At 37.1% G+C, this 22,748-nt stretch carries 22 protein-coding genes; 13 read left to right on the top strand and 9 right to left on the bottom strand.

The genetic code is table 11. From position 1 onward, the window contains the following. Positions 1-48 precede the first annotated feature (48 nt). The 11 genes from ACN5J7_RS11175 (at position 49) to ACN5J7_RS11125 (ending at position 8,958) form a co-directional block, all read left to right on the top strand. A complete protein-coding gene (locus tag ACN5J7_RS11175) occupies positions 49-1,365 on the top strand; it encodes a dihydrolipoamide acetyltransferase family protein (protein ID WP_418603956.1) in 1,317 nt (438 codons plus the stop codon). A gap of 126 nt (positions 1,366-1,491) precedes the next feature. After that, positions 1,492-2,268: an exonuclease domain-containing protein gene (locus ACN5J7_RS11170; protein ID WP_418603955.1), complete on the top strand. Its 777-nt coding sequence runs from the start codon at positions 1,492-1,494 to the stop codon at positions 2,266-2,268. Between the two features lie 230 nt (positions 2,269-2,498). Then, positions 2,499-3,110, top strand: coding sequence for a fumarylacetoacetate hydrolase family protein (locus ACN5J7_RS11165; RefSeq protein ID WP_418603954.1), 612 nt, complete (start codon positions 2,499-2,501; stop codon positions 3,108-3,110). Between the two features lies 1 nt (position 3,111). Then, positions 3,112-3,453 (top strand): Hpt domain-containing protein, encoded by a 342-nt coding sequence (locus ACN5J7_RS11160; RefSeq protein WP_311938100.1) that lies wholly within the window; start codon positions 3,112-3,114, stop codon positions 3,451-3,453. Next, positions 3,453-4,706: a competence/damage-inducible protein A gene (locus ACN5J7_RS11155; RefSeq protein WP_418603953.1), complete on the top strand. Its 1,254-nt coding sequence runs from the start codon at positions 3,453-3,455 to the stop codon at positions 4,704-4,706. The genes ACN5J7_RS11160 and ACN5J7_RS11155 overlap by 1 nt, the downstream gene beginning before the upstream one ends. A 79-nt stretch (positions 4,707-4,785) precedes the next feature. Continuing rightward, positions 4,786-5,022 (top strand): 50S ribosomal protein L28, encoded by a 237-nt coding sequence (gene rpmB / locus ACN5J7_RS11150; protein ID WP_311938104.1) that lies wholly within the window; start codon positions 4,786-4,788, stop codon positions 5,020-5,022. A 26-nt stretch (positions 5,023-5,048) separates the two neighbouring features. Then, on the top strand, positions 5,049-5,231 hold the full coding sequence (gene rpmG, locus ACN5J7_RS11145) for a 50S ribosomal protein L33 (RefSeq protein ID WP_099574372.1): 183 nt from the start codon (positions 5,049-5,051) through the stop codon (positions 5,229-5,231). A 112-nt stretch (positions 5,232-5,343) separates the two neighbouring features. Then, complete coding sequence (locus tag ACN5J7_RS11140; RefSeq protein ID WP_311938106.1) at positions 5,344-5,496, top strand: DUF4295 domain-containing protein; 153 nt, start codon at positions 5,344-5,346, stop codon at positions 5,494-5,496. A 274-nt stretch (positions 5,497-5,770) separates the two neighbouring features. Beyond that, positions 5,771-6,724, top strand: a complete 954-nt coding sequence (gene ftsY, locus ACN5J7_RS11135; protein ID WP_418603952.1) for a signal recognition particle-docking protein FtsY — start codon at positions 5,771-5,773, stop codon at positions 6,722-6,724. A gap of 66 nt (positions 6,725-6,790) precedes the next feature. Beyond that, the gene (locus ACN5J7_RS11130) at positions 6,791-7,219 is read left to right on the top strand and encodes an SRPBCC family protein (RefSeq protein WP_418603951.1); all 429 of its coding nucleotides are present in this window, start codon (positions 6,791-6,793) and stop codon (positions 7,217-7,219) included. Positions 7,220-7,311: 92 nt separating this feature from the next. Further along, on the top strand, positions 7,312-8,958 hold the full coding sequence (locus ACN5J7_RS11125; RefSeq protein ID WP_418603950.1) for an amidase family protein: 1,647 nt from the start codon (positions 7,312-7,314) through the stop codon (positions 8,956-8,958). On the opposite strand, the gene ACN5J7_RS11120 is transcribed toward ACN5J7_RS11125, so the two are convergent. Further along, entirely contained in the window at positions 8,955-10,040 is a 1,086-nt protein-coding gene (locus ACN5J7_RS11120; protein WP_418603949.1) for a serine hydrolase domain-containing protein, read from the bottom strand. The genes ACN5J7_RS11125 and ACN5J7_RS11120 overlap by 4 nt on opposite strands. A gap of 140 nt (positions 10,041-10,180) precedes the next feature. Here ACN5J7_RS11120 and rimO point away from each other — a divergent pair, with 140 nt between their 5' ends. After that, positions 10,181-11,482: a 30S ribosomal protein S12 methylthiotransferase RimO gene (gene rimO, locus ACN5J7_RS11115; protein ID WP_418603948.1), complete on the top strand. Its 1,302-nt coding sequence runs from the start codon at positions 10,181-10,183 to the stop codon at positions 11,480-11,482. A gap of 163 nt (positions 11,483-11,645) precedes the next feature. Here rimO and ACN5J7_RS11110 read toward each other — a convergent pair whose 3' ends face one another. From ACN5J7_RS11110 to thrA, 4 genes are all read right to left on the bottom strand, one after another. Continuing rightward, complete coding sequence (locus ACN5J7_RS11110; RefSeq protein ID WP_418603947.1) at positions 11,646-11,936, bottom strand: hypothetical protein; 291 nt, start codon at positions 11,934-11,936, stop codon at positions 11,646-11,648. A 62-nt stretch (positions 11,937-11,998) separates the two neighbouring features. Continuing rightward, positions 11,999-13,291, bottom strand: coding sequence for a threonine synthase (gene thrC / locus ACN5J7_RS11105; protein WP_311938116.1), 1,293 nt, complete (start codon positions 13,289-13,291; stop codon positions 11,999-12,001). Positions 13,292-13,473: 182 nt separating this feature from the next. Beyond that, the gene (locus ACN5J7_RS11100) at positions 13,474-14,397 is read right to left on the bottom strand and encodes a homoserine kinase (protein WP_418603946.1); all 924 of its coding nucleotides are present in this window, start codon (positions 14,395-14,397) and stop codon (positions 13,474-13,476) included. A 70-nt stretch (positions 14,398-14,467) separates the two neighbouring features. Next, positions 14,468-16,912 carry a bifunctional aspartate kinase/homoserine dehydrogenase I gene (gene thrA / locus ACN5J7_RS11095; RefSeq protein WP_418603945.1) on the bottom strand — a complete coding sequence of 815 codons (2,445 nt, stop codon included), beginning with the start codon at positions 16,910-16,912 and terminating at the stop codon, positions 14,468-14,470. A gap of 424 nt (positions 16,913-17,336) precedes the next feature. On the opposite strand from thrA, the gene ACN5J7_RS11090 reads away from it, so the two are divergent. Further along, a complete protein-coding gene (locus tag ACN5J7_RS11090; protein WP_418603944.1) occupies positions 17,337-18,902 on the top strand; it encodes an NAD(P)H-hydrate dehydratase in 1,566 nt (521 codons plus the stop codon). 62 nt (positions 18,903-18,964) lie between these two features. On the opposite strand, the gene ACN5J7_RS11085 is transcribed toward ACN5J7_RS11090, so the two are convergent. The 4 genes from ACN5J7_RS11085 to ACN5J7_RS11070 form a co-directional block, all read right to left on the bottom strand. Continuing rightward, complete coding sequence (locus ACN5J7_RS11085; protein ID WP_418603943.1) at positions 18,965-19,999, bottom strand: TlpA family protein disulfide reductase; 1,035 nt, start codon at positions 19,997-19,999, stop codon at positions 18,965-18,967. A gap of 80 nt (positions 20,000-20,079) precedes the next feature. Continuing rightward, complete coding sequence (locus tag ACN5J7_RS11080) at positions 20,080-20,937, bottom strand: substrate-binding domain-containing protein (protein WP_418603942.1); 858 nt, start codon at positions 20,935-20,937, stop codon at positions 20,080-20,082. A 14-nt stretch (positions 20,938-20,951) separates the two neighbouring features. Then, on the bottom strand, positions 20,952-21,815 hold the full coding sequence (locus tag ACN5J7_RS11075) for a nucleoside phosphorylase (protein ID WP_418603941.1): 864 nt from the start codon (positions 21,813-21,815) through the stop codon (positions 20,952-20,954). Then, positions 21,805-22,746 carry a DUF1835 domain-containing protein gene (locus ACN5J7_RS11070; RefSeq protein WP_418603940.1) on the bottom strand — a complete coding sequence of 314 codons (942 nt, stop codon included), beginning with the start codon at positions 22,744-22,746 and terminating at the stop codon, positions 21,805-21,807. Before ACN5J7_RS11070 ends, ACN5J7_RS11075 begins: the two co-directional genes overlap by 11 nt. Positions 22,747-22,748 lie beyond the last annotated feature (2 nt).

Below are 22,748 nucleotides of genomic sequence, written 5' to 3'. Positions count from 1 at the left end.
TATTAATTTTGCAAACTCAAATTAAAAAACAAGGATTATATTATTGATATGGCAAAGTTTGAACTTAAATTACCGAAAATGGGCGAAAGTGTTGCAGAGGCAACAATAACTGCTTGGTTAAAAGAAGTTGGCGATTCTATCGAATTGGATGAAGCGGTTTTAGAAATTGCGACCGATAAGGTAGATAGCGAAGTGCCAAGTGAGGTTGATGGTGTTTTAGTTGAAAAACGTTTTAATGTTGATGATGTCGTTCAAGTTGGTCAGGTTATAGCGGTAATTGAAACCGACAGTGAAGATGGTGGTTCCGTAGCTGAAACTGCACATGCTGAAACCGAAAATCAAGCGGCGGCTGTTGAACAAGTTGAGCAGACTGTAACTGTTGCAAAAGAAACAGTGGCTACGGTGAGCTCTAGCGCGGGTCGTTTTTATTCACCATTGGTAAAAAACATTGCAAAACAAGAAGGTATTACACAAGAAGAATTAGATGCCATTTCAGGTTCGGGTAAAGACGGACGTGTAACTAAAAACGATATTCTAAACTATATAGAAAATAGAGGCGCTGCTAAAAAAGTAGAAACTCCGGTTGAAACCCCAAAACCGGTTGGAAAAGCTGAACCACAACAAAAAACAGCACCAAAACCTATTGTTGCAAGTGGCGGAGATGAAATTATTGAACTTACCAGAATGGGCAAACTCATTGCGCATCACATGGTGGAATCCACGCAAACATCGGCACACGTTCAAAGTTTTATTGAAGCCGATGTTACCAAAATTTGGAATTGGAGAAAGAAAGTTAAAGATGGCTTTATGAAACGTGAGGGTGAAAATTTAACCTTTACGCCAATTTTTATGGAAGCCATTGCCAAAGCATTGCGCGATTTTCCGATGATGAATATTTCCTTGCAAGGCGATACCATTATCAAAAAGAAAAATATTAATCTGGGTATGGCCGCGGCTTTACCAGACGGCAATTTAATTGTGCCGGTTATAAAAAATGCCGATCAGCTCAATTTGGTTGGTATGACTAAACAAGTTAACGATTTAGCAAACAGAGCACGTTTAAACCAACTAAAACCAGACGATATCCAAGGTGGAACGTACACTGTTACCAATGTGGGCACCTTTGGAAGTATTATGGGCACACCCATTATCAATCAGCCACAAGTAGGGATTTTAGCATTGGGGGCCATACGTAAAGTGCCAGCGGTTATCGAAACGTCTGAAGGCGATTTTATTGGTATTCGCTATAAAATGTTTTTATCGCATTCTTACGACCACCGTGTTGTAAATGGCGCATTAGGCGGGCAATTTGTAAAAGCGGTTAAAGACTATTTAGAAGCTTGGGATAGTCAAAGGGAGATTTAATTTCATTTTGAGCAAAGCGAAGAATCTGATTATGGAAATAATAAAAAAACCAACCCATAAAACGGTTGGTTTTTTGTTTTTTACACTTTGGTAAGTTTAGTACCTTTACGCAATAAAAAATAGCTAATGCAACTCAACCTCACAAAACCCATCTGTTTCTTCGATTTGGAAACAACAGGAGTTAATATTTCAAAAGATCGTATCGTAGAAATAGCCATACTTAAAGTGTATCCTAATGGCAAGGAAGAAAGCAAAACCTGGTTGGTAAACCCGGAGATGCCTATCCCCAAGGAAGTAACGGAAATCCATGGCATTTCTGACGTCGATGTGGCCGATAAGCCCACGTTTAAGGAACTGGCAAAAGAAATTTACAACCTTATTAAAGACTCCGATTTGGGAGGCTTTAATTCCAATAGATTCGATATTCCGCTTTTAGCCGAAGAAATGCTTCGTGCCGAGATTGATTTCGATATGAAAAGCCGTTTGTCTGTCGATGTGCAAACCATCTTCCATAAAATGGAACAGCGTACTTTGAGTGCTGCCTACAAATTTTATTGCGATAAAAATTTAGATGGTGCGCACAGTGCCGAAGCCGATACCAATGCGACTTTTGAAGTGTTAAAAGCGCAAATCGCCAAATACGATGCCCTTGAAAATGACACCAAATTTTTAGCCGAATTTAGCTCGCGAAAAAAGTTTGCCGATTTTGCAGGTTTTATAACCTATAACAAAAAAGGCGAAGAGTGTTTTTCTTTCGGAAAACACAAAGGCAAAAAAGTCACCGAAGTGCTGGAAAAAGAACCCGGGTATTTTGGTTGGTTGTTAAATGCCGATTTTCCGTTGTACACCAAAAAAGTGTTAACGGCTATTAAGTTAAAGAGCTTTAATAATAAACTGGACTAAAGTGAAGTTGCAGTTTTCAGTCTTGGTCTCTTACCTTGGCAGATAGCTGCGTTAGGGATTGAACGGTTTGACTGCGCTCAGCGCAGGCTAAATGTTTGAACTCCCCGACGCAGGAGGGAGCGAGTAGTGAAAGCCCGACCACTTGCCCTGAGCGCAGTCGAAGGGTTGTGGTAACGCCCAAATTAAATCTTCGCATCTTAGCGCCTTTGTGCGAGAAAAATGAATATATTATGAAACTTATTTGCATCGGCAGAAATTACACCGAACATATTAAAGAACTGGAAAACGAAAAACCATTGGACCCGGTAGTTTTTTTGAAACCAGACACGGCCATTCTCCTTAAAAAACAACCCTTTTTTATTCCGGATTTTTCGGATGATGTGCACCACGAAGTCGAAATTTTGGTAAAAATAAATAGAGTAGGGAAGCATATTGATAAAAAATTTGCACATAAATATTATAAAGAAATCGGACTTGGGATTGATTTTACCGCACGCGATTTACAAAGCCAGTTAAAGGCAAAAGGCTTACCCTGGGAAAAAGCGAAAGCCTTTGATGGTGCTGCCGTTGTTGGAAATTGGTTACCTGTTGACAGTATAAAAAACGTGAACGATATAAATTTCTCGTTGCAAAAAAACGGTACTGTAGTACAGCAGGGAAATACAAGCCACATGCTCTGGAAAATTGATGACTTGATAGAATATGTGTCAAAATATTTCACTTTAAAGATTGGAGATATTATCTTTACGGGCACACCGGCGGGAGTTGGCAAAGTTATTGCTAACGATAAGTTGGAAGGATTTATAGAAAACAAAGCTATGTTTTCAATTACAGCTAAATAAAATGGAACAACATTATAAACTATATAGGGTACGCGAATTGGCCGATAACGACGAGGATTTTGTTAAAACCTTGGCCGAAACATTTTTAGAAGAAGTGTCTGAAGATGCAGAACGGCTAAAAAATGCGGTGGCCGAAAAAGATTATCAAGAAGCTTATCAAGCAGCTCATAAAATGAAACCTACGGTAGATTTGTTTGAGCTTGGTATTCTTGACGATTTAATCGAGGTTCAAGATTGGGGAAAATTCACCAAAACAGATATGGATATTACCGAAAAGCTAAATATAGTTATTACGGCGGTAGACAAGGCTTTGGTGGAAATAAAATCCGATTTTAAGCTGTAATGCAAGCCGAAATAATTACCATTGGCGATGAGTTGCTCATAGGGCAGGTTATCGATACCAATTCTGCATATATTTCAAAACAGCTTAATAAAATTGGCGTTTCGGTTTATCAAATGACTTCCATTCAAGATGATAAAACGCACATTCTGCAAGCTTTAAAAGAAGCCGAGGGGAAAGCCGATATTATTATACTTACCGGTGGATTGGGCCCAACAAAAGACGATATTACCAAAAACACCCTTGCTGAATTTTTTAACGACACCTTAGTTCGTGACGCTTCCGTATTAAAAAATATTGAGCTTCTCTGGGAAAAAAAAATAAATCAACCGCTTAAACAGGTTAATTTAGACCAAGCTTTGATACCTTCAAAAGCATCGGTTTTAATGAATAAATACGGTAGTGCCCCAGGAATGTGGATTGCATCAAAAGGCAAAGTATTTATATCGCTTCCCGGTGTACCTTTTGAGATGAAAGCTTTAATGGAACACGAGGTGCTTCCTAAATTAAAGGATACTTTTAGATGTCCGTTTATATTGCATAAAACACTATTGGTTTATGGTGTTGGCGAAAGTTCGCTTGCCGAAAGAATAGAGGATTGGGAAGACGCCTTGCCAAAACACATCAAGCTTGCTTATTTGCCAAACTTAGGCAAAGTGAGGCTGCGATTAACCGCAAAAGGGTTTGATGAACAACAAATAAAAAACGAGGTACAGCAACAAATAGACCGCTTGTTACCTTTAATTAAAGATGATTTTTTTGGTTTTGAAGAAGACGAATCCTCCATTGAAACCATTATAGGAAAGCAATTGGTAAAATTAGGAAAAACACTTGCTTTGGCCGAAAGTTGCACTGGCGGTAAAATAGCCGAACACATCACTGCCAATGCAGGAGCCTCCGCTTTTTTTAAAGGCGGTTTGGTAACCTATGCCACACAATCTAAAATAGATGTTTTGGGCGTTTCAAAAGCCATTATCAATGTCCATTCCGTGGTAAGCGCGCAGGTTGCCGAGGCCATGGCAAAAAACGCTTTGCAAATGTTTAATACCGATTACGCCATTGCAACCACAGGAAATGCGGGGCCGGAAAAAGGCGATTCCAATGCCGAGGTTGGCACCGTTTTTATATCCATAGCGACAAAAACACATGTTTTTTCCGAAGTATTCAACATGGGAAACCATCGTGTAAAAGTGATAAATAAAGCCGTAAATAAAGCCTTCGAAATGCTTCAAAAAGAAATTTTAAAAAATAGATAAAAAATAGGTTGTCATAATATAAAGTATTTGTATATTTGCACCTCGAATTTAAGCAACAAAAAAATTAAAGTTATAAATAATGTCAAGAGTTTGTGAACTTACAGGAAAGAAGGCAATGGTTGGAAACAACGTGTCTCATGCATTAAATAGAACTAAACGCAAATTTAATGCGAATTTAGTGAAAAAACGTTTTTACATTCCAGAAGAAGATAACTGGGTAACTTTAAAAGTTTCTACTTCTGCTTTAAAAACAATTAATAAAATTGGTATTTCTGCAGCAATTAAGGAAGCAAGATCTAAAGGGTTTTATAAATAATAGCTGTATTTAACAAGTAAAAAGACATGGCAAAAAAAGGCAACAGAATACAAGTAATATTAGAATGTACAGAGCATAAAGAGTCTGGGCAACCAGGAACTTCACGTTACATTACTACAAAAAACAAAAAAAATACGCCAGAAAGAATGGAGATTAAAAAATTCAATCCAATTCTTAAACGTATGACAGTTCATAAAGAAATTAAATAATTAGAAATTTTTCCAAGAAAATTTCAAATAACCCAAATTAGAAATTTTTCCAAGAAAATTTCAAATAATATAAATTAGAAATTTTAAAAAATTTCAAAACGCATAAGTAGTCATGGCAAAAAAATCAGTAGCATCATTACAAACAGGATCAAAAAGATTAACAAAAGCTATAAAAATGGTTAAGTCTCCAAAAACAGGAGCTTACATGTTTGTTGAGTCTATCATGGCTCCAGAATTTGTAAACGACTTTTTAAACAAAAAGTAAAAACCGAATTACATTATATTTTAAAAACTGCTTTCATTTCCTGGAAGCAGTTTTTTTATGCTTATATTTCAGTAAATTTACTGCCATAATTGCAGTAAAAAAATGTGGTGCGAAAATTGACAATAATCATTTGGGCGTTACCACAAGGGTCGGGCTTTCGGTAGTCGCTTCCCGATAAAAAAAATCGGGAGAGCTTCAACAATACCTCAATCCCTAACGCAAAAGCAAAATTATATGGAGCCTAACAACTCAACAACAAACAACCAGCAACACTATGAGCTTTTTTAAAAAAATATTTTCATCGGAAAAAAAAGAAACATTAGATAAAGGATTGGAAAAATCCAAATCCAGTTTTCTCGGTAAACTAAGTAAAGCCGTAGCGGGAAAATCTAAAGTAGACGATGAAGTTTTGGATAATCTGGAAGAAGTTTTGGTATCTTCCGATGTTGGCGTAAACACCACCTTAAAAGTTATCGAGCGCATAGAAGAGCGTGTTGCAAAAGACAAATACCTGGGCACCGACGAGCTCAATAAAATTCTCCGCGAAGAAATCGCAGGCTTATTAAGCGAAACCAATTCCGGCGAGGACACCGAGTTTACCGTTCCGAAAGATAAAAAACCCTATGTAATTATGGTGGTTGGCGTAAACGGTGTGGGCAAAACTACAACCATTGGTAAGTTGGCGTATCAATTTAAAAAACAAGGTTTAAATGTGGTGCTTGGTGCAGCCGATACCTTTAGGGCCGCAGCGATAGACCAATTACAAGTTTGGGCAGACCGCGTAGATGTACCAATTGTAAAACAATCTATGGGTAGCGATCCGGCATCGGTGGCTTTCGATACTTTACAGAGCGCCGTAAACCAAAATGCCGATGTGGTTATTATTGATACCGCTGGACGTTTGCACAATAAAGTAAACTTAATGAACGAGCTTACCAAAGTAAAACGTGTGATGCAAAAAGTGGTTGAGAACACGCCAAACGATGTGTTGTTGGTGCTTGACGGCTCTACCGGTCAAAATGCTTTTGAGCAAGCCAAACAGTTTACCGCAGCTACCGAAGTAACAAGTTTAGCGGTTACAAAATTAGATGGCACTGCAAAAGGTGGGGTTGTAATTGGGATTTCAGACCAGTTTAAAATACCCGTAAAATACATTGGGGTTGGCGAAGGTATTGACGATTTGCAAGTCTTTAACAAGTTTGAGTTTGTCGATTCGTTTTTTAAGTAATCTGTTTTTGTCATTCCCGCGGTGACGGGAATCTTATAATCGATAATTTTTCATAATTTTATAATTATGAGTTATTCTATTTTTCATAACTTTCAAATAAAAGCATCTCCAAAAAAGGTGTTTGATGCGGTGTCCCAACCCGAGCACCTCGATAACTGGTGGACTTTAAAATCTTCAGGAAAACCAGAGTTAGGTGCAGAATATAATTTGAATTTTACCGATGATTACAATTGGTTCTGTAAGGTTTCAAAAGTAAAAAACAATGCGGCATTTCATTTAAAAATGACGGATGCCGATAAAGATTGGAAGCCAACCACCTTTGGTTTCGATTTGGAAGAAACCGAAAATGGTACCATGGTGAAGTTTTGTCACGTAAATTGGCCGGAAAACAATCATCATTTTAAACATTCTTCATTTTGTTGGGCTTTGCTGTTAAACGGACTAAAGAATTATTTGGAAAAAGGCCTTATCATTCCTTTTGAAGATAGAAATTAAGACGGTAATTTATCGTTCCTGCACAGGCAGGAATCTGTTTTTTTAGAATATTTCATTCAAATTTTTCACTATTTTAGTGCAAAATACTGACCATGAGACTTTCTATATTTTTCTTATTCTCCTTTTTAATCTTTTCCTGTAAAAACCCAAAAGCAGACCATAGTGTTTCTGATAATATTGCTTTAGAAGACGCCATGGTTTCTTCAAACGATTCCATTAAAGATTTTAGAGCATTTAAAGTTTTGGATTCAGAATATATCAATGTTTCTGAGCTATGGGAACCTTTTGAAAACGACTTAAAAGATTTTACGGACGAAACTTATAATCGTTTAAAACCATTAATTTTAGAAGCAAACATTCCAACCCTTCACGAACACATATCATCTGGTAAACTATCTTACGAATTGCTCACTAAATTCTATTTGTATCGTATTAGAAAGTTCGATAGAGAAAATTCTTTATCATTAAATTCAGTAATCTCATTAAATCCGAATGTCATTAAAGAAGCCATAAAAGCAGATAACACAGATTTTGAGGTTGAGCCACATGCCATTTATGGCATGCCAATTTTATTAAAAGATAATATAAATACAGAAGGAATGCCTACGACTGCTGGAGCTGTGGCGTTACAGAATAATAACACCGAGGATGCTTTTGTGGTTAAACAATTAAAAAGCAAAGGGGCTTTAATTTTAGGGAAAACCAACCTAAGCGAATGGGCCTATTTTTTCTGTGGCGATTGCCCAAGCGGCTATAGTGCTGTTGGCGGACAAACCTTAAATCCTTACGGACGAAGAATTATGGATACAGGTGGTTCGAGTTCGGGTAGTGGTGTGGCCGTTGCTGCTAATTTTTGTGTTGGGGCAGTGGGTAGCGAAACGTCTGGTTCAATATTGTCACCTTCAAGTCAGAATTCAGTTGTTGGCTTAAAACCAACCATTGGCTTGTTGAGCAGAAGCGGTATTGTGCCTATTTCGTCAACTTTGGATACACCGGGACCGATGACCAAAAACGTAACGGATAACGCCATTTTATTAGACGCGATGTTTGGTTTTGATGAAAACGATTCAAAATCAATTATGACAAAAAGAGATTCAGATTATCATAGTAATATATCTGATATCAGTTTAAAAGGAAAACGTTTTGGGGCATTTAAAAGATTGTTGGAAGATTCACTTTACGTACAATCTATTGCAGATTTAAAATCCAAAGGCGCGAAAATTATTGAGATTGAGGAAGAAAAAATTGATTTGCCAGATTTTTTAAGGCTTTTAAATTTAGATATGAAAACCGATTTGCCTGAATATCTTTCAGATTACGCGAGTAACGAGGTTGCGGTGGCGTCTGTACAAGATGTTATTGATTTCAATAAAAAAGATTCCTTAAATCGGATGCCTTATGGCCAAAAACTATTTGAAGGTATTGTAGCAGATAGTGCAAGCCACGAAGCGTTTCAAGAGATAAAAAACACATTAAAGGCTAATGGAAGAAGTTTTTACGACAAACCTATGAAAGAACACAATCTTGATGGGTTTTTATCAATAAATAATTACCATGCAGGTTTTGCAGCAGTGGCTGAATACCCTGCTATAACGGTTCCCATGGGTTATACAGAAAAAGGCGCTCCAAAAGGCTTAACGTTTATTGGTAAACCTCTATCTGAAAATGATTTATTGGGTTGGGCATATATTTATGAGCAGGTTTCCAAAAGGCGAAAAGCGCCAAAAAATTATAATTAATCAATCAGGTTATTGATTTCGCCCCAAAGGTCGTTATCAAAACTCGAAGGCCCCAATAAAGCTTCGCCGGCATCATCGCCCATTCTAACTATTACAAGGTTTTTGCTGGGAACGATGTACAGTTTTTGATCATCTTTTCCTAAGCCCGCAATTAAATCATCTGGGGCATTCGGCATTAATTTCCCTTGGAATTCCATAGTCAACCCTGGGCCTCTAAAACTATCTTTTCCATTCAACCACCACAAATAACCATAAGCTTTATTTAGGTTTTGCGAGGTGTTCGTCATTGCTTCAAAATAGCTGTTATCATTTAATATGACAGCGTCGTTCCACACACCTTTATTTAGATTCAACAGTCCAAACCGCGCCATACTTCGGGCGGTACTATAGTATAATTTAAAATAGCCAATGTGTAACCAAGCCCCTTGCATCCCGATTTTATTCTTTAATTTATCATTAAAGTAATTACTAAAATCGGTATTAACGGCATTGCCCACAATGTCGTGCAAAATGGTATAAGGGCCGTTGTGATAGTACCAAAAACTACCGGGTTCGTTTTTATAAATTAAACAATCGGGATCTGTGCAGTTGTTGTTAGGCACAGTAAAATCCAATCCCGTGGTCATCGTTAAATGATTCCAAATGCTTATATTTTCTTCCTGTTCTGTCGTTAAATTGGTCCATCCGCTACCCAAATAATCGCTCGATGCATCATCAATACTTAAAAAGCCTTCTTGTTGCGCAATACCCGTAGTAAAGGCCACTAAGGTTTTGGCAGCAGAATTCCACGCTAAGTTAGAGGTTTCATCTTCTCCATTTCCGTACCATTCAACCACCATACGGCCATCCTTTAAAATGATAAAAGCTTTGGTGCCTTTGCTTTCAACGTAATTTAAGAGCGGTTGTAAGGCACTTTCATTCCAACCCAAATCACTCACCGATTTTGTTTCCCAAACATTAGAATTTATCGGTGGAAAATAGAGTTCGTTATCGATAGGAGTTTCATCAATAGGTTCATTATTGGAAGCGCAATTAAAACAGGATATTGCAATAATCATAAAGTAGTAGATGATCTTTTTCAAAACAGTAGATTTTATTTTTTGGACATGTAAATATACTAAAGGTTTAATTGGCATATTAAATTTCAAAAAGCGCAATTAATAAATCTTAGCTCTTAAATCGTTTCGTATTGCGTATCTTTGCGCCCATATTTATAAAACCTATGCGCACAAAAACGCTTAAAAAGAATAAAATAAACGTAGTAACTCTGGGCTGTAGTAAAAATGTTTACGACAGCGAGGTGTTAATGGGACAACTTAAAGCCAATAATAAAGAGGTTGTACATGAAGAGGAGGGCAATATTGTAGTGATTAATACCTGCGGTTTTATCAATAATGCCAAAGAGGAAAGTGTTAATACCATTCTGGAATACGTACAGAAAAAACAAGAAGGTGAAGTTGATAAAGTGTTCGTAACGGGCTGTTTAAGCGAACGTTATAAGCCTGATTTGGTTAAGGAAATCCCCAATGTGGATGAGTATTTTGGAACCACCGAACTACCCGGTTTACTTAAAGCTTTGGGTGCCGATTATAAGCACGAGCTTATTGGCGAACGTTTAACCACGACACCTAAAAACTATGCCTATTTAAAAATTGCCGAAGGTTGCGACAGACCCTGTAGTTTTTGCGCCATTCCTTTAATGCGCGGAAAACATAAAAGCACGCCGATTGAAGAGGTTGTTATTGAAGCTGAAAAGCTGGCAGCAAACGGTGTTAAGGAATTGATTTTAATTGCACAGGATTTAACGTATTACGGACTGGATTTATATAAAAAGCGAAACTTAGCCGAATTGCTTGAAGCGTTGGTAAAGGTTGAAGGTGTGGAGTGGATTCGGTTGCATTACGCATTTCCAACGGGTTTCCCCATGGATGTGTTGGAGGTGATGGAGCGCGAGCCGAAAATATGTAACTATTTGGATATTCCGCTGCAGCACATTTCAGACTCGATTTTAAAAAGTATGCGCCGTGGCACCACAAAGGAAAAAACCACAAAACTGCTTCAGGAATTTAGAGCTAAAGTTCCTAAAATGGCCATTAGAACCACGTTAATTGTGGGATATCCCGGAGAAACCGAAGCACATTTCCAAGAGTTAAAACAGTGGGTTACCGATATGCGTTTTGAACGTTTGGGATGTTTTACTTATTCGCACGAAGAAAATACCCATGCCTTTAATTTAGAAGATGATGTGCCGGAAGACGTGAAAATTGACCGTGCCAACCAGATTATGGAAATCCAATCGCAGATTTCTTGGGAATTGAACCAACAAAAAATAGGGCAGGAGTTTAAAGTGGTTATCGATAGAAAGGAAGGTAATTATTTTATTGGGCGCACCGAATTTGATTCGCCCGATGTGGATAACGAAGTGCTTATTGATGCTACAAAAACCTATTTAAAAACAGGTGAATTTGCTACCATTAAAATTATTGAAGCTGAGGATTTTGACCTTTATGGTGAGGTTGTTTAGGTAGTTTCGTTTAATGCAAAAATAAAGCTCCGTTTTAATGAGCTTTATCGGTAATAACTGAAATAATCCCGATACTTATCGGGACAGCACATGTAAACGAAAGTAGTTAATTTTTCTTGTGAAGCCAAACATGATCTTTTGAAGATTGGCAATTCCCGAAGTGCTATTTAAAATCGAGTTTTACACCCTGAAGCAAAAAATCAAACAGATATTCGGGAGCAAAAAGCCCCCATACAATCGGAATACATATTAATGTGGCCATAGCGTATTTTAATATGTTATTTTCATTTTTACTAAGTAAGATCAATACTATGTAAATAACTAAATAATATAGAAACAACCAACCAAAGGCAATTGAAAACAAAGGCATAAAACCACCAAGCAATAAAGTGATAATAGTTGCTAACGCTAATATTATTAAAGTTACCAAGCATGTTTTTTTTAGCAGTTTCATAAATTATTTTTGGTTTCTGTCCGTATGTCTTCGATGTTTCTCTAGTTTGATAAAATCAAAACCTACTTTAATAAAAAGTCTTTTAAATCATTATAAGCCGAAATCTTCGTCGCTACTTTTTCCTTATCCATAACCGCCTCGATTTGGGTTGGAAACGGCTGTTTTTCTTTTATAACTTCTTCAACCACATCCAAAAACTTGGTGGGATGCGCCGTTTCTAAAAATACGCAATGTGCGTTTGGGTTTTCTTTTAAATACGCTTTGCATCCTAAATAGCCCACGGCACCGTGTGGGTCTGCCACGTAATTGAATAGTTCGTAAATTTCCAACATCGCTTCTTTGGTGGTCTCATCTGAAAAACTATACGACGACAGGTTGTCTTTTAACGCTTCAAAGTTGTTTTTATAAATTTCCTGAATACGGATAAAGTTACTCGGGTCGCCTACGTCCATAGCATTGCTTATGGTTTGTACCGATGCCTGAGGTTGGTAATTTTGCGATTGTAAATAGCGGGTCACCACATTGTTTTCATTATTAGAAGCAATAAAATGTTTAATGGGCAATCCCAATTGTTGTGCCATCATGCCCGCACCGACATTGCCAAAATTTCCGCTTGGTACGGAAAACACCATGTTTTTATGTTTTTTATGCAATTGTTTATAGGCAAACATAAAATAAAAGAGTTGAGGTAACCAACGTGCAACGTTAATGGAATTGGCCGAGGTAAGTTGCATTTGGCTTGTTAATGCCTCATCTAAAAAGGCGGTTTTAACCATGGCTTGGCAATCGTCAAAAGTGCCATTAACCTCTAAAGCTTTTATATTTTGACCCAAAGTTGTAAGTTGCTTTTCCTGTATATCGCTCACTTTTCCGCTAGGGTAAAGAATCACGACATTCACACCTTTTACACCTAAAAATCCATTGGCCACAGCACCACCTGTATCGCCCGATGTGGCTACCAAAACGGTTACTTCGTTCGTGTTGTCTTTGTTAAAATAACCTAAACAGCGTGCCATAAAACGCGCACCAACGTCTTTAAACGCCATGGTTGGACCATGGAACAATTCTAAAGTAGAAATGTTTTCATTGAGTTGAACCACAGGGAAATCAAAACTTAAGGTTTCTTCAACGATGGTTTTTAAAACCGCTTCCGGAATTTCGGGCGTAACGAATTGTTTAATGGCTTCGAAAGCTATTTCGGAGTGCGATAAATTATCGATATCATCAAAAAATGATTGTGGTAAAGGCGTTATGCTTTCCGGGAAATACAAGCCTTTATCTGGCGCTAATCCTTTTATAACCGCATCTTTAAACGATGTGTTTGGTGCTTGTTTGTTTAATGAGTAGTAGTTCATTTCTTTTATATTGACCGAAGACCGTTGACGGAAATCTGGTTATTAGTTGTTCGTAATTCTAATCCATTCGTCATTGCGAAGCAAATTTTTATTTGCTGTGGCAATCTGTTGATAATTTACTTAAATTTAAAAGATTGCCACGTCGTAAAAACTCCTCGCAATGACATCTATTTCAATTTAATCTATTCAATAATCTTTATGCCTTGTGTATTAATTTTGCACACATAAGTATCAAACTTTATATTCGTTTTTGAGTACACGTTAATCATAGCTTCCTCTACGTTTTTAGCTTTTTCAATTCCTTCGGACAACGAAAAAATTGAAGGTCCAGAACCAGAAATCCCAGAGCCCAAGGCGCCATGTTTTAAAGCGGCTTGTTTTACGTCATCAAAATAAGGAATCAGTTTACTTCGGTGTGGTTCTATAATAACGTCGTGCAGGGACCTTTTAATTAATGGGTAATCGTTGGTGTGCAGCGCGTGAATTAAACTCCCAAAGTTACTCCATTGCGTTATGGCGTCTTGAAGCGGAACTTGTTTTGGCAGAATGGCTCTGGCCTCGGACGTTTTTATTTCAATCTGCGGATGAATAATGGTCGCATACAAATTATTGGGCACAGGAATTTGTAAAACCTCAAGTGGCGATACGCTTTTTACCAAGGTAAATCCCCCAAAAATAGCTGGTGCCAAATTATCGGCGTGTTCACATTGGCTCGCCAATGCTTCGCCTTTTATGGCAAATGCCGTGAGCTCCGTTTTATTAAAAGGTTTGCCCAAAAGTTCGTTCATTCCAAATACACTGCCCACCGCACTGGCGGCACTACTGCCAATACCACTTCCGGGTTTTATGTTTTTACGGATTTCAATTTCGAAACCACAATCTGGATTTACCGCCTCGTACATGGCCAATGCCGAAACCCCAGCTACGTTTAACTCGGTTTCCGTGGGTAAATTAAAACCTTCAACCTTGGTTATAAAAATGCCTTTTTTGTCAACTTTTCTAATCGTCATTTCATCGCCAATCGTGTCTAAGCAAAAGCCCAACACATCAAAACCACAAGCGACATTGGCAACTGTTGCAGGCGAAAATATTTTTATTTCGTTCATATTTTTATAGAATTAAGAAAAGAGAAATGAGACAAATCTATTTTCTCTTCTCTTTATTCTTTTGTCCTTTTTAATTATTTCCAATTCTAATAATATCAGAGAAAATACCCGAAGCCGTTACATCGGCTCCAGCACCTGCACCTTTAATAATCATGGGCTGCTCTGGATAACGCTGGGTGTAAAACATCACAATATTATCGCTGCCCTCTAAATTGTAAAAGGGGTGCCCTTCAGGAATTTCCTGTAAGCCAACGCTTGCTTTTCCGTTGTTAAACTGTGCCACGTATTTTAATTGGCATTGGTTCGCTTTCGCGGAAGCATATAAGTTTTGATAATGCGCTTCGTCATCAATTAACGTTTGATAAAAATCATCAACCGTAACGCTTTTTAACCCTGATTCCGATAAGAATGGAGTATTTTCAATGTCTTCCAAATTCATTTCTACACCACTTTCCCTGGCCAAAATTAAAATTTTTCGGGCCACATCCACACCGCTTAAATCAATTCTTGGATCCGGTTCGGTATAGCCTTCAGCCTGTGCTTGCTTAACCACGTCATGAAACTTGGTATTATCATTAAAGTTGTTAAGAACGAAGTTTAAACTGCCCGATAAAACCGCTTGAATGGATGTGATTTTATCACCTGAAGCTATTAAATTGTTCAACGTATCAATAATAGGTAAACCGGCACCAACATTGGTTTCAAACAAATAAGGGGCGTTGTATTTAAGCGATAAACGTTTTAACAAACGGTAATTTTCGTAATCGCTGGAACAAGCAATTTTATTACAAGCCACCACACCAATACTTTCGCGCAAATATTTGGCGTACAAATTGGCCACGTTTTTATTTGCAGTAACATCTACAAAAATGCTATTGCGTAAATTCAATGCTTTTGTATTTTCAAAAAAGCCTTCTAAAGTCGCTTTTTCTCCAGTTGTTAATAGCGCTTTCCAATTTTTTAAATCAATGCCATCTTCATCAAAAATCATGGTTCTGGAATTGGATAACCCAATAATGCGCAAGTTGATTTTTAAGTTTTCCTTTAAGTACTTTTTTTGTTGTTTAATCTGTTCCACCAAGCGCTCGCCAACATTACCAACGCCCGTTATAAATACATTTAACTGTTTGGTTTGGGTTTCGAAAAACTGCTCGTGCAATGTGTTTAACGCTTTTTTCACGTCTTTTTTATCAATAACCGCAGAGATGTTTTTTTCTGATGCACCTTGTGCAATCGCACGAATGTTGATATTGTTTTTTCCTAAAGTGCTAAACATTTTACCACTAATACCTTGGTGGTTTTTCATGTTATCGCCAACCAATGCAATAATTGATAATCCGGTTTCTACAATAATCGGGTCAATTTTATGGAGCGCAATTTCATTTTCAAACACCAAATCGATGGCGGTTTTTGCTGCTTCGCTATCGTTTTCATCGAGTCCTAAACAAATAGAATGTTCCGACGATGCCTGTGTAATTAAAACTATATTTATTTTTTCCTGTGCAAGAGTTTCAAACAAACGTTTTGAAAACCCGGGAATACCAATCATGCCGCTGCCTTGAAGTGTTAACAAGGCAATATTGCTGATGTTGCTAATACCTTTAACGGGCAATGCCGCATGGGATTCGTCATTGGAAATAACCGTACCCGCCGCTTCTGGTTTTAGTGTGTTTTTTATGTGGATGGGAATGTTTAAATCCAAAACCGGTTGTACCGTTGGTGGATATAAAACCTTGGCGCCAAAATGCGATAATTCCATAGCTTCTTGATACGAGATTTTCTCAATCGGGTAGGCTTGTTTTACTAATTTAGGATTGGAGGTAAACATGCCGCTAACATCGGTCCAAATTTCCAATTGTTCTACCTTTAAAGCTGCTGCAACAATGGCCGCTGTGTAATCGGAGCCACCACGACCGAGTGTGGTTTGTTCGCCTAAAGTTGATTGTGCCACAAAACCCGGAAGTACGGTAATTTGCTGGCTTGCCGATTTAAAATAATCTTTAATGTTTTTATTGGTTATTCCAAAGTTCACTTCGGCTTTCGTGAAATTTGAATTGGTAATTATCAAGTCTTTTGAATTTTTTCGTTCTGCTGATAACCCCCTGTTTTTCATGGTTTCAGCAATGATGAAAGACGATAAAGCCTCACCAAAGCCAACAAGCTTATCGGATGTTTTTGGCGACAATTCATTAATCAAATAAATGCCGTCCAATAAACTTTTAAGTTCGTTTAGCCTGCTTTCAACAGCGGTTAAAATAGAGTGATTGTTATCTGGATTGAGTTCGTTTATAATTTCAAAATGAATATCCTTGATGTTGCCGAACGTATTTATGAAACCGCTGTCTTTATTTTTTGCTTGGTTACCGGCTTGTAAAAGCTTATCGGTAATACCGCCAACTGCTGAAACCACAACTATTACAGCACCGTTTTTCGAATAATTATCTAGAATTTGTATAACGCTATTTATGTTTTTTGAAGAACCTACAGATGTTCCTCCAAATTTTAAAACCTTCATTTTTAATGAATTAGTATTTTTAGTAAAATGATTAAGAAAATGTAATTGTAAAAATTACAAAGATAGCCTAAAGAGAATATAGTTAACAACCCCAAGGGGTAATGGTAGTACCAAAAATAGAAGCTGTGCCTTTTGTAGAAAAAGGAAGTGCTTGGATCATATTTTGGTTTAAAAGAATCATTATAATCATATATAATACAATTCAAAATTATTATTTTTAACTTAATAAAAAAACAAATCGAACTTTTTTATAGTATTCTTATGAAGTCTCTATTTTTATGAAAGAATAATGCTAAAATTTATTATGAATTGAAGAATTGATAATTGATAAAAGGAACATTCGCAATTAGCGATTTATATTCAAATAGGAATATTTTATTGGTGTGCTTCAAGCGGACGATACAAAACATATAGATAAAAACACATGAAAGTATTTTCAAAAGAACAAATTTATGAAGGTGACAAGCTAACTGCCGAACGCCAAAACATCACATCTACCGAATTGATGGAACGTGCAGGCACCCAAATTTTTAATTGGATGCACATGCGTATGCAAGGTGCCCAAGTGCCTATTCACGTATTTTGTGGCATTGGTAATAATGGGGGCGATGGTTTGGTGATTTCCCGCCATTTGGTTACACACGGTTACAATGTTAAAACCTATGTGGTTAATTGTAGCGATAAGCGTTCAAAGGATTTTTTGGTTAATTACGACCGCATAAAAAATGTAACTAAAAAATGGCCAACCCTATTGAGTTGCACCGAAGATTTTCCTGAAATTCACCATGACGATATCATTGTTGATGCCGTATTTGGAATTGGGCTTAACCGACCCGTAGATAGTTGGGTAAAAGCGTTATTTATGCATTTTAGGAGCACAAAAGCGTTTACGCTGTCTATTGACGTACCTTCAGGATTAAGCACCGATAAAGTGCCAACAGACCCCGATGCAGTGGTTTGGGCGGGTTACACCTTGAGTTTTGCATCGCCAAAATTAGTGTTCTTTTTGCCTGAAACCGCAAAATATACCGTGCAATGGGAAGTGTTGGATATAGACCTGGACCAAGAATTTTTATACACCACCGAAACGGAAGTCGATTTAATTGGAAAACATGAGGTTTTGCCCATGTACATTCCTAGGGAAAAGTTTTCGCATAAAGGGCAGTTTGGGCATGCGCTTATTATTGGTGGAAGTTACGGGAAAATTGGTGCGGTAACCTTGGCAAGTAAAGCCGCACTATCGGCCGGAGCGGGTTTGATAAGTGCTTACATCCCAAAATGTGGGTATGGGGTTTTACAAACATCGTTTCCTGAAGCTATGGTAATTACCGATGAAAACGAAGAACTTATTACTAACATCGATTTTAAAAAAGTAGAACCCACTGTTATTGGTTTTGGCGTGGGCGTTGGTACCAACCCTAAAACCGTAAGTACTCTTGAGGCATTTTTAAAAACCAATAAAATACCATTGGTTATTGATGCCGATGGGATAAACATATTATCAAAAAAGAAAGCCTTATTACAATTATTGCCCGAAGCCACGGTTTTAACGCCACATCCTAAAGAATTGGAGCGCTTGATTGGCAAGTGGAAAGACGATTTTGATAAACTAAAAAAAGTAAAAGCTTTTTCAATAAAACACAGCACTATAGTCGTTATTAAAGGCGCAAATACCATAACCGTATTCCAAGATAAATTATATGTAAACACCACAGGAAACCCAGGGTTGGCTACTGCGGGAAGTGGCGATGTGTTAACGGGTATTATAACGGGTTTAATATCTCAAGGTTACAATCCGTTGGTCGCTGCTGTTTTTGGGGTGTATTTACATGGAAAATCCGCCGACATCGCTGTTGAGGATTTTGGCTATCAAAGTTTAATTGCGAGCCATGTGATAAATTATTTAGGTGAAGCTTTTATAGATTTGTTTAAACAACCCGAACAGCCGCCACAAGAGCAGGAAGAGGATAAAAAAGAAGATAAAAAGTAATTTATACACCCATAAAAAAAAGCCGCGATTTGCGGCTTTTTTGTAAAATATTATATTGAGAATTAAATATTCAATTCGGTAAATAGTTCTTTAATAGATGAACTTGATGGTCTAGGCGCATCAGGAGTTACTACATTTCCGTTAGGATCAATTAATAAAAATCTTGGAATACCTTTAATTTTATAATCTTGAACAAATTGAGTTTGCCATCCTTTAGGTGCAAATAATTGGATGCCTCCTAATTCTTTATCGGTAACCATGGCTTTCCAGTTTTCTCTGGCTTTATCCCATGAACCGCCGTGACTTCTATCGTCATCAATCGATAAACTAACAAACTGAATGTCTTTTCCGTGGTATTCTTTTTCCAAGGCTTTTAAAGATGGAATTTCGGCTTTACACGGTCCGCACCACGTAGCCCAAACATCAACATACACATATTTCCCTTTTAAATCGGAAAGCGACGTGGTAGAGCCATCAATATTTTCAAAGTTTTCAAACACTGGAGAAGGTGTTCCTTTTGGCAACTCTTCTTTTAGGGCAATCGATTCACCTAAGTATCGTTTGTAAAAGTTCAACATGGGTTCAATCTCATTTTTGCCTTTGTTTATTACTGAGGTGTCAACATGTGAATTGGCATCGTAAAATGCAGACAACTCGTTTTTTATATTGTCCAATTCCGATTCTAAACCAGCCATGTCCAATTTAGATAACTCGTCCATGTTCAATAATTTTTCCTGAAGTAATGATTTTTCAGCTAAAAAATTACTGTGTTCTGCACCTTCACCTGAATATTTTACTGATTCATCAAATGCTTTGGTATCAACGGCTACGTTTAAATCGAATCCGTTTTTTAAGAATGCCGCTGTAGATTCACTTCCATCATAAAGAAAATAAACACCGGTTTCAACTTTTAAAGTATCCTTAAAAGTACCATCTTCATTAACTTGAATGGTTTTTGAATAGCCTCGGGTTCTAACAACTAAAGAGTCGCTGTTTTTATCTGTAATTTTACCTGATAGGGTAACATAATCTTTGGGTTCTTCTTTACAAGACACTGCTACAACAAAAGCGCAGCATAAAATAAATAGTTTTTTCATTTTTTTAGTTTTAAAGATGTAAAAATAGCCATTAAGACAGTTTTTATGGCAGGATTAACAATTGTTTAAGAAATAGAAGTTTATTGCACGTTGTGCGTAAGCTGATTATAATCGACAATTTTAGGAATAATATTGAGGGCAAATAATTGGTTTTGAACATGCTGTAGTGTTTTTTTATCGATAAGTTTTTGCGACCACTCGGTTAAACTTAGCCATTCTTGGACATCTTCAAGCTTTTGCTCGTAACGATTTGCAATGGTTTTATCGATACTTGGGATGTCTTTAAATTCCGCAGTGGTATTATTTATTATTTGTAAAATGGTTTTTAGCGTTTCGGTATCTGATGCTATAAAATCTTCGTGAACCGCTATTACAAAACAAGGCCAGGGCGATGGGCAATTGCCAATGCGCCTAAACGTACCTTGGTCTACAATGGGTTTTGTTGTAAATTTTTCCCATAAAAAATAATCGGCTTTTCCATTGGTTAATCCTTCAACCGCACCATCGAGATTTTTTATTTCCTCAAAATTCAAATCCTCTTCTAGATTCCAATTATTGTTTTTCGCGTTGATGTATGCCATTAAATGCGAGCCCGAACCGTATCTGCTAATCGCGGCTTTGGTTCCTTTTAAATCTTCAACAGATTTATAAGGTGAATTGTGCGCCACATGAACCCCCCAAATTAAAGGCGTTTGCACAAAGGTTTGTACAATTTTACTCGGATTTCCGTTTATAATATCCGTTACAATGCCTTCGGTAAGAATAACAGCAATATCAATTTTTTTATCCCGTAGCGCTTTGCACATTTCGCCTGTGCCACCGTAATAATCGTGCCAGCGCAGATTAATGTTTTCGTTTTTGTATTCCCCTTCCTTTAAGGTTAAATACCACGCTAAATTAAAATGCTCGGGGACACCGCCAATGTTTATTTGCTTCATTAATGTCAATCTTTTTATATTCTTTCTAAGGTGTAAATAATCAGGTCTTCTACTACTTTTCTAGGGTTTGCGCTAAACGTTCCGTTGGCTCTATTGGCAATTATTGCGTTTAATGATAGGGCACGATGGCCCAATAATTTAGATAATCCGTAAATCGCCGATGTTTCCATCTCTAAATTTGTAATGCAAATACCTTCAAAATTAAACGCGTCCATTTTTTTGTTCAAACTGGCATCTTGCAAAGGTAAACGCAAAACACGCCCTTGTGGGCCATAAAACCCGCCTGCAGTGGCCGTTACACCAGAATATGTTTTTTCACTTGTAAAGCGTTTTTCCAATACCTCGCTATTTTTCACTACAATGGGGCGAGCATTTAAAGGCGACCAATTGGTTTGTTGTATAAAAGCGTCTTCTAATTCCGAATCGCAAATCGGTTGAATCTGATAGGCGTGAAGCATTCCGTTTAAATCCAGCCCATGAGAGCTTAACACAAACGAATCTACGGGAATGTTGCTTTGCAGCGAACCCGATGTACCAACCCTAATAATATCCAGACTGGTTAGTTTTTCTTTTGGTTTTCTGGTTTTTAAATCGATATTAACCAGCGCATCCAATTCGTTTAAAACAATATCGATGTTATCGGGCCCAATGCCCGTAGAAATCACCGTTATACGGTTGCCTTTATAAGTTCCGGTATGGGTTTTAAATTCTCGTTTTTGGGTTTTAAATTCAATATGGTCAAAATGTTTGGAAACTTTTTCAACACGATCTTGGTCGCCAACAAATATGATGGTATTTGAAATATTTTCGGGTTTTAAATTAAGATGATAAATACTGCCATCTGGATTTAAAATGAGTTCGGAGTTTTTAATGCTCATTTACAATTGTTTTTACTAATTTATTCAGTGTTTTGTTGAATTGAAAATCGAATTTATTCACACCACCAAAAACCATTTCATTATTTAATTCAGCTGAAAAATTATGAGTGCCTAAAAGCGCTTCATGCCCTTTGCGATTGAGTACGATATGATCATTTTCAAGGGTGAAAAAGATATTTAATTTATCTATTAGTCTATCTAATTGAAGATCGCCATACCCGTAATACCCTTGATAATTAAGGGCGTAACCCAACAAATGGTGTTTTGATTTTATTTGGTTATCTTTTACAATACTCAATATGTTTTGCTCTAAGATATTTAACCCACTTTTATGGTCTGGAAATCGTTTTAAATGTGCCTTTAAGCAATTGCTTAAATATTTAAAGGTGGAGCTTTTTACAATATAGGGTTTAAATAAATTATGGTCTTTGCCACAATATATGCCCCAAAGGGTAGTAGCTAATTGAAGGTCTTCAGGTTTTAATTTTACTTTGGCTTTATAGTGTTTTAAAAGCTGTTCTGTAGAAAGTTCAGCTAAACCCTTCAGGTTTTTTTCTCCACTAATTCGGCCACTGCTAACGAGATAAATAGGGTTGTTTATCTTTTTTTGCTGAAGAAGATTAATAACCGCCAACATGTTTATGTGGCAAAATAAATCGTATTCAAACCAAAGAATAATTTCTGAATACTTTGTAGTATCCTCTAGTTTATTCAATTCTGCTTTTAACTCAGATACATCTAAATCTATGTCGTAAAAGTCTTTTAAAAAGGTAGATCTTAAATTAAAAAAATGGGCGCTATCCACAGTTGTTTCCGTTGGGCCTTCACATAGCATTTCTTGCCATGTAAGTTTGTCGCCAACAATATCAAGTTCGTTTAAATAGTTTGTTAAACTATCTCCATTTGTAATATGCAAGGGTTGATTAGCCATAA

This window comes from Hwangdonia sp. (assembly GCF_048381975.1).
Lineage (GTDB): Bacteria > Bacteroidota > Bacteroidia > Flavobacteriales > Flavobacteriaceae > Hwangdonia > Hwangdonia seohaensis.
Note: the sequence above shows the minus strand (reverse complement) of the source record. Positions and strands in the feature narration are given on the sequence as shown.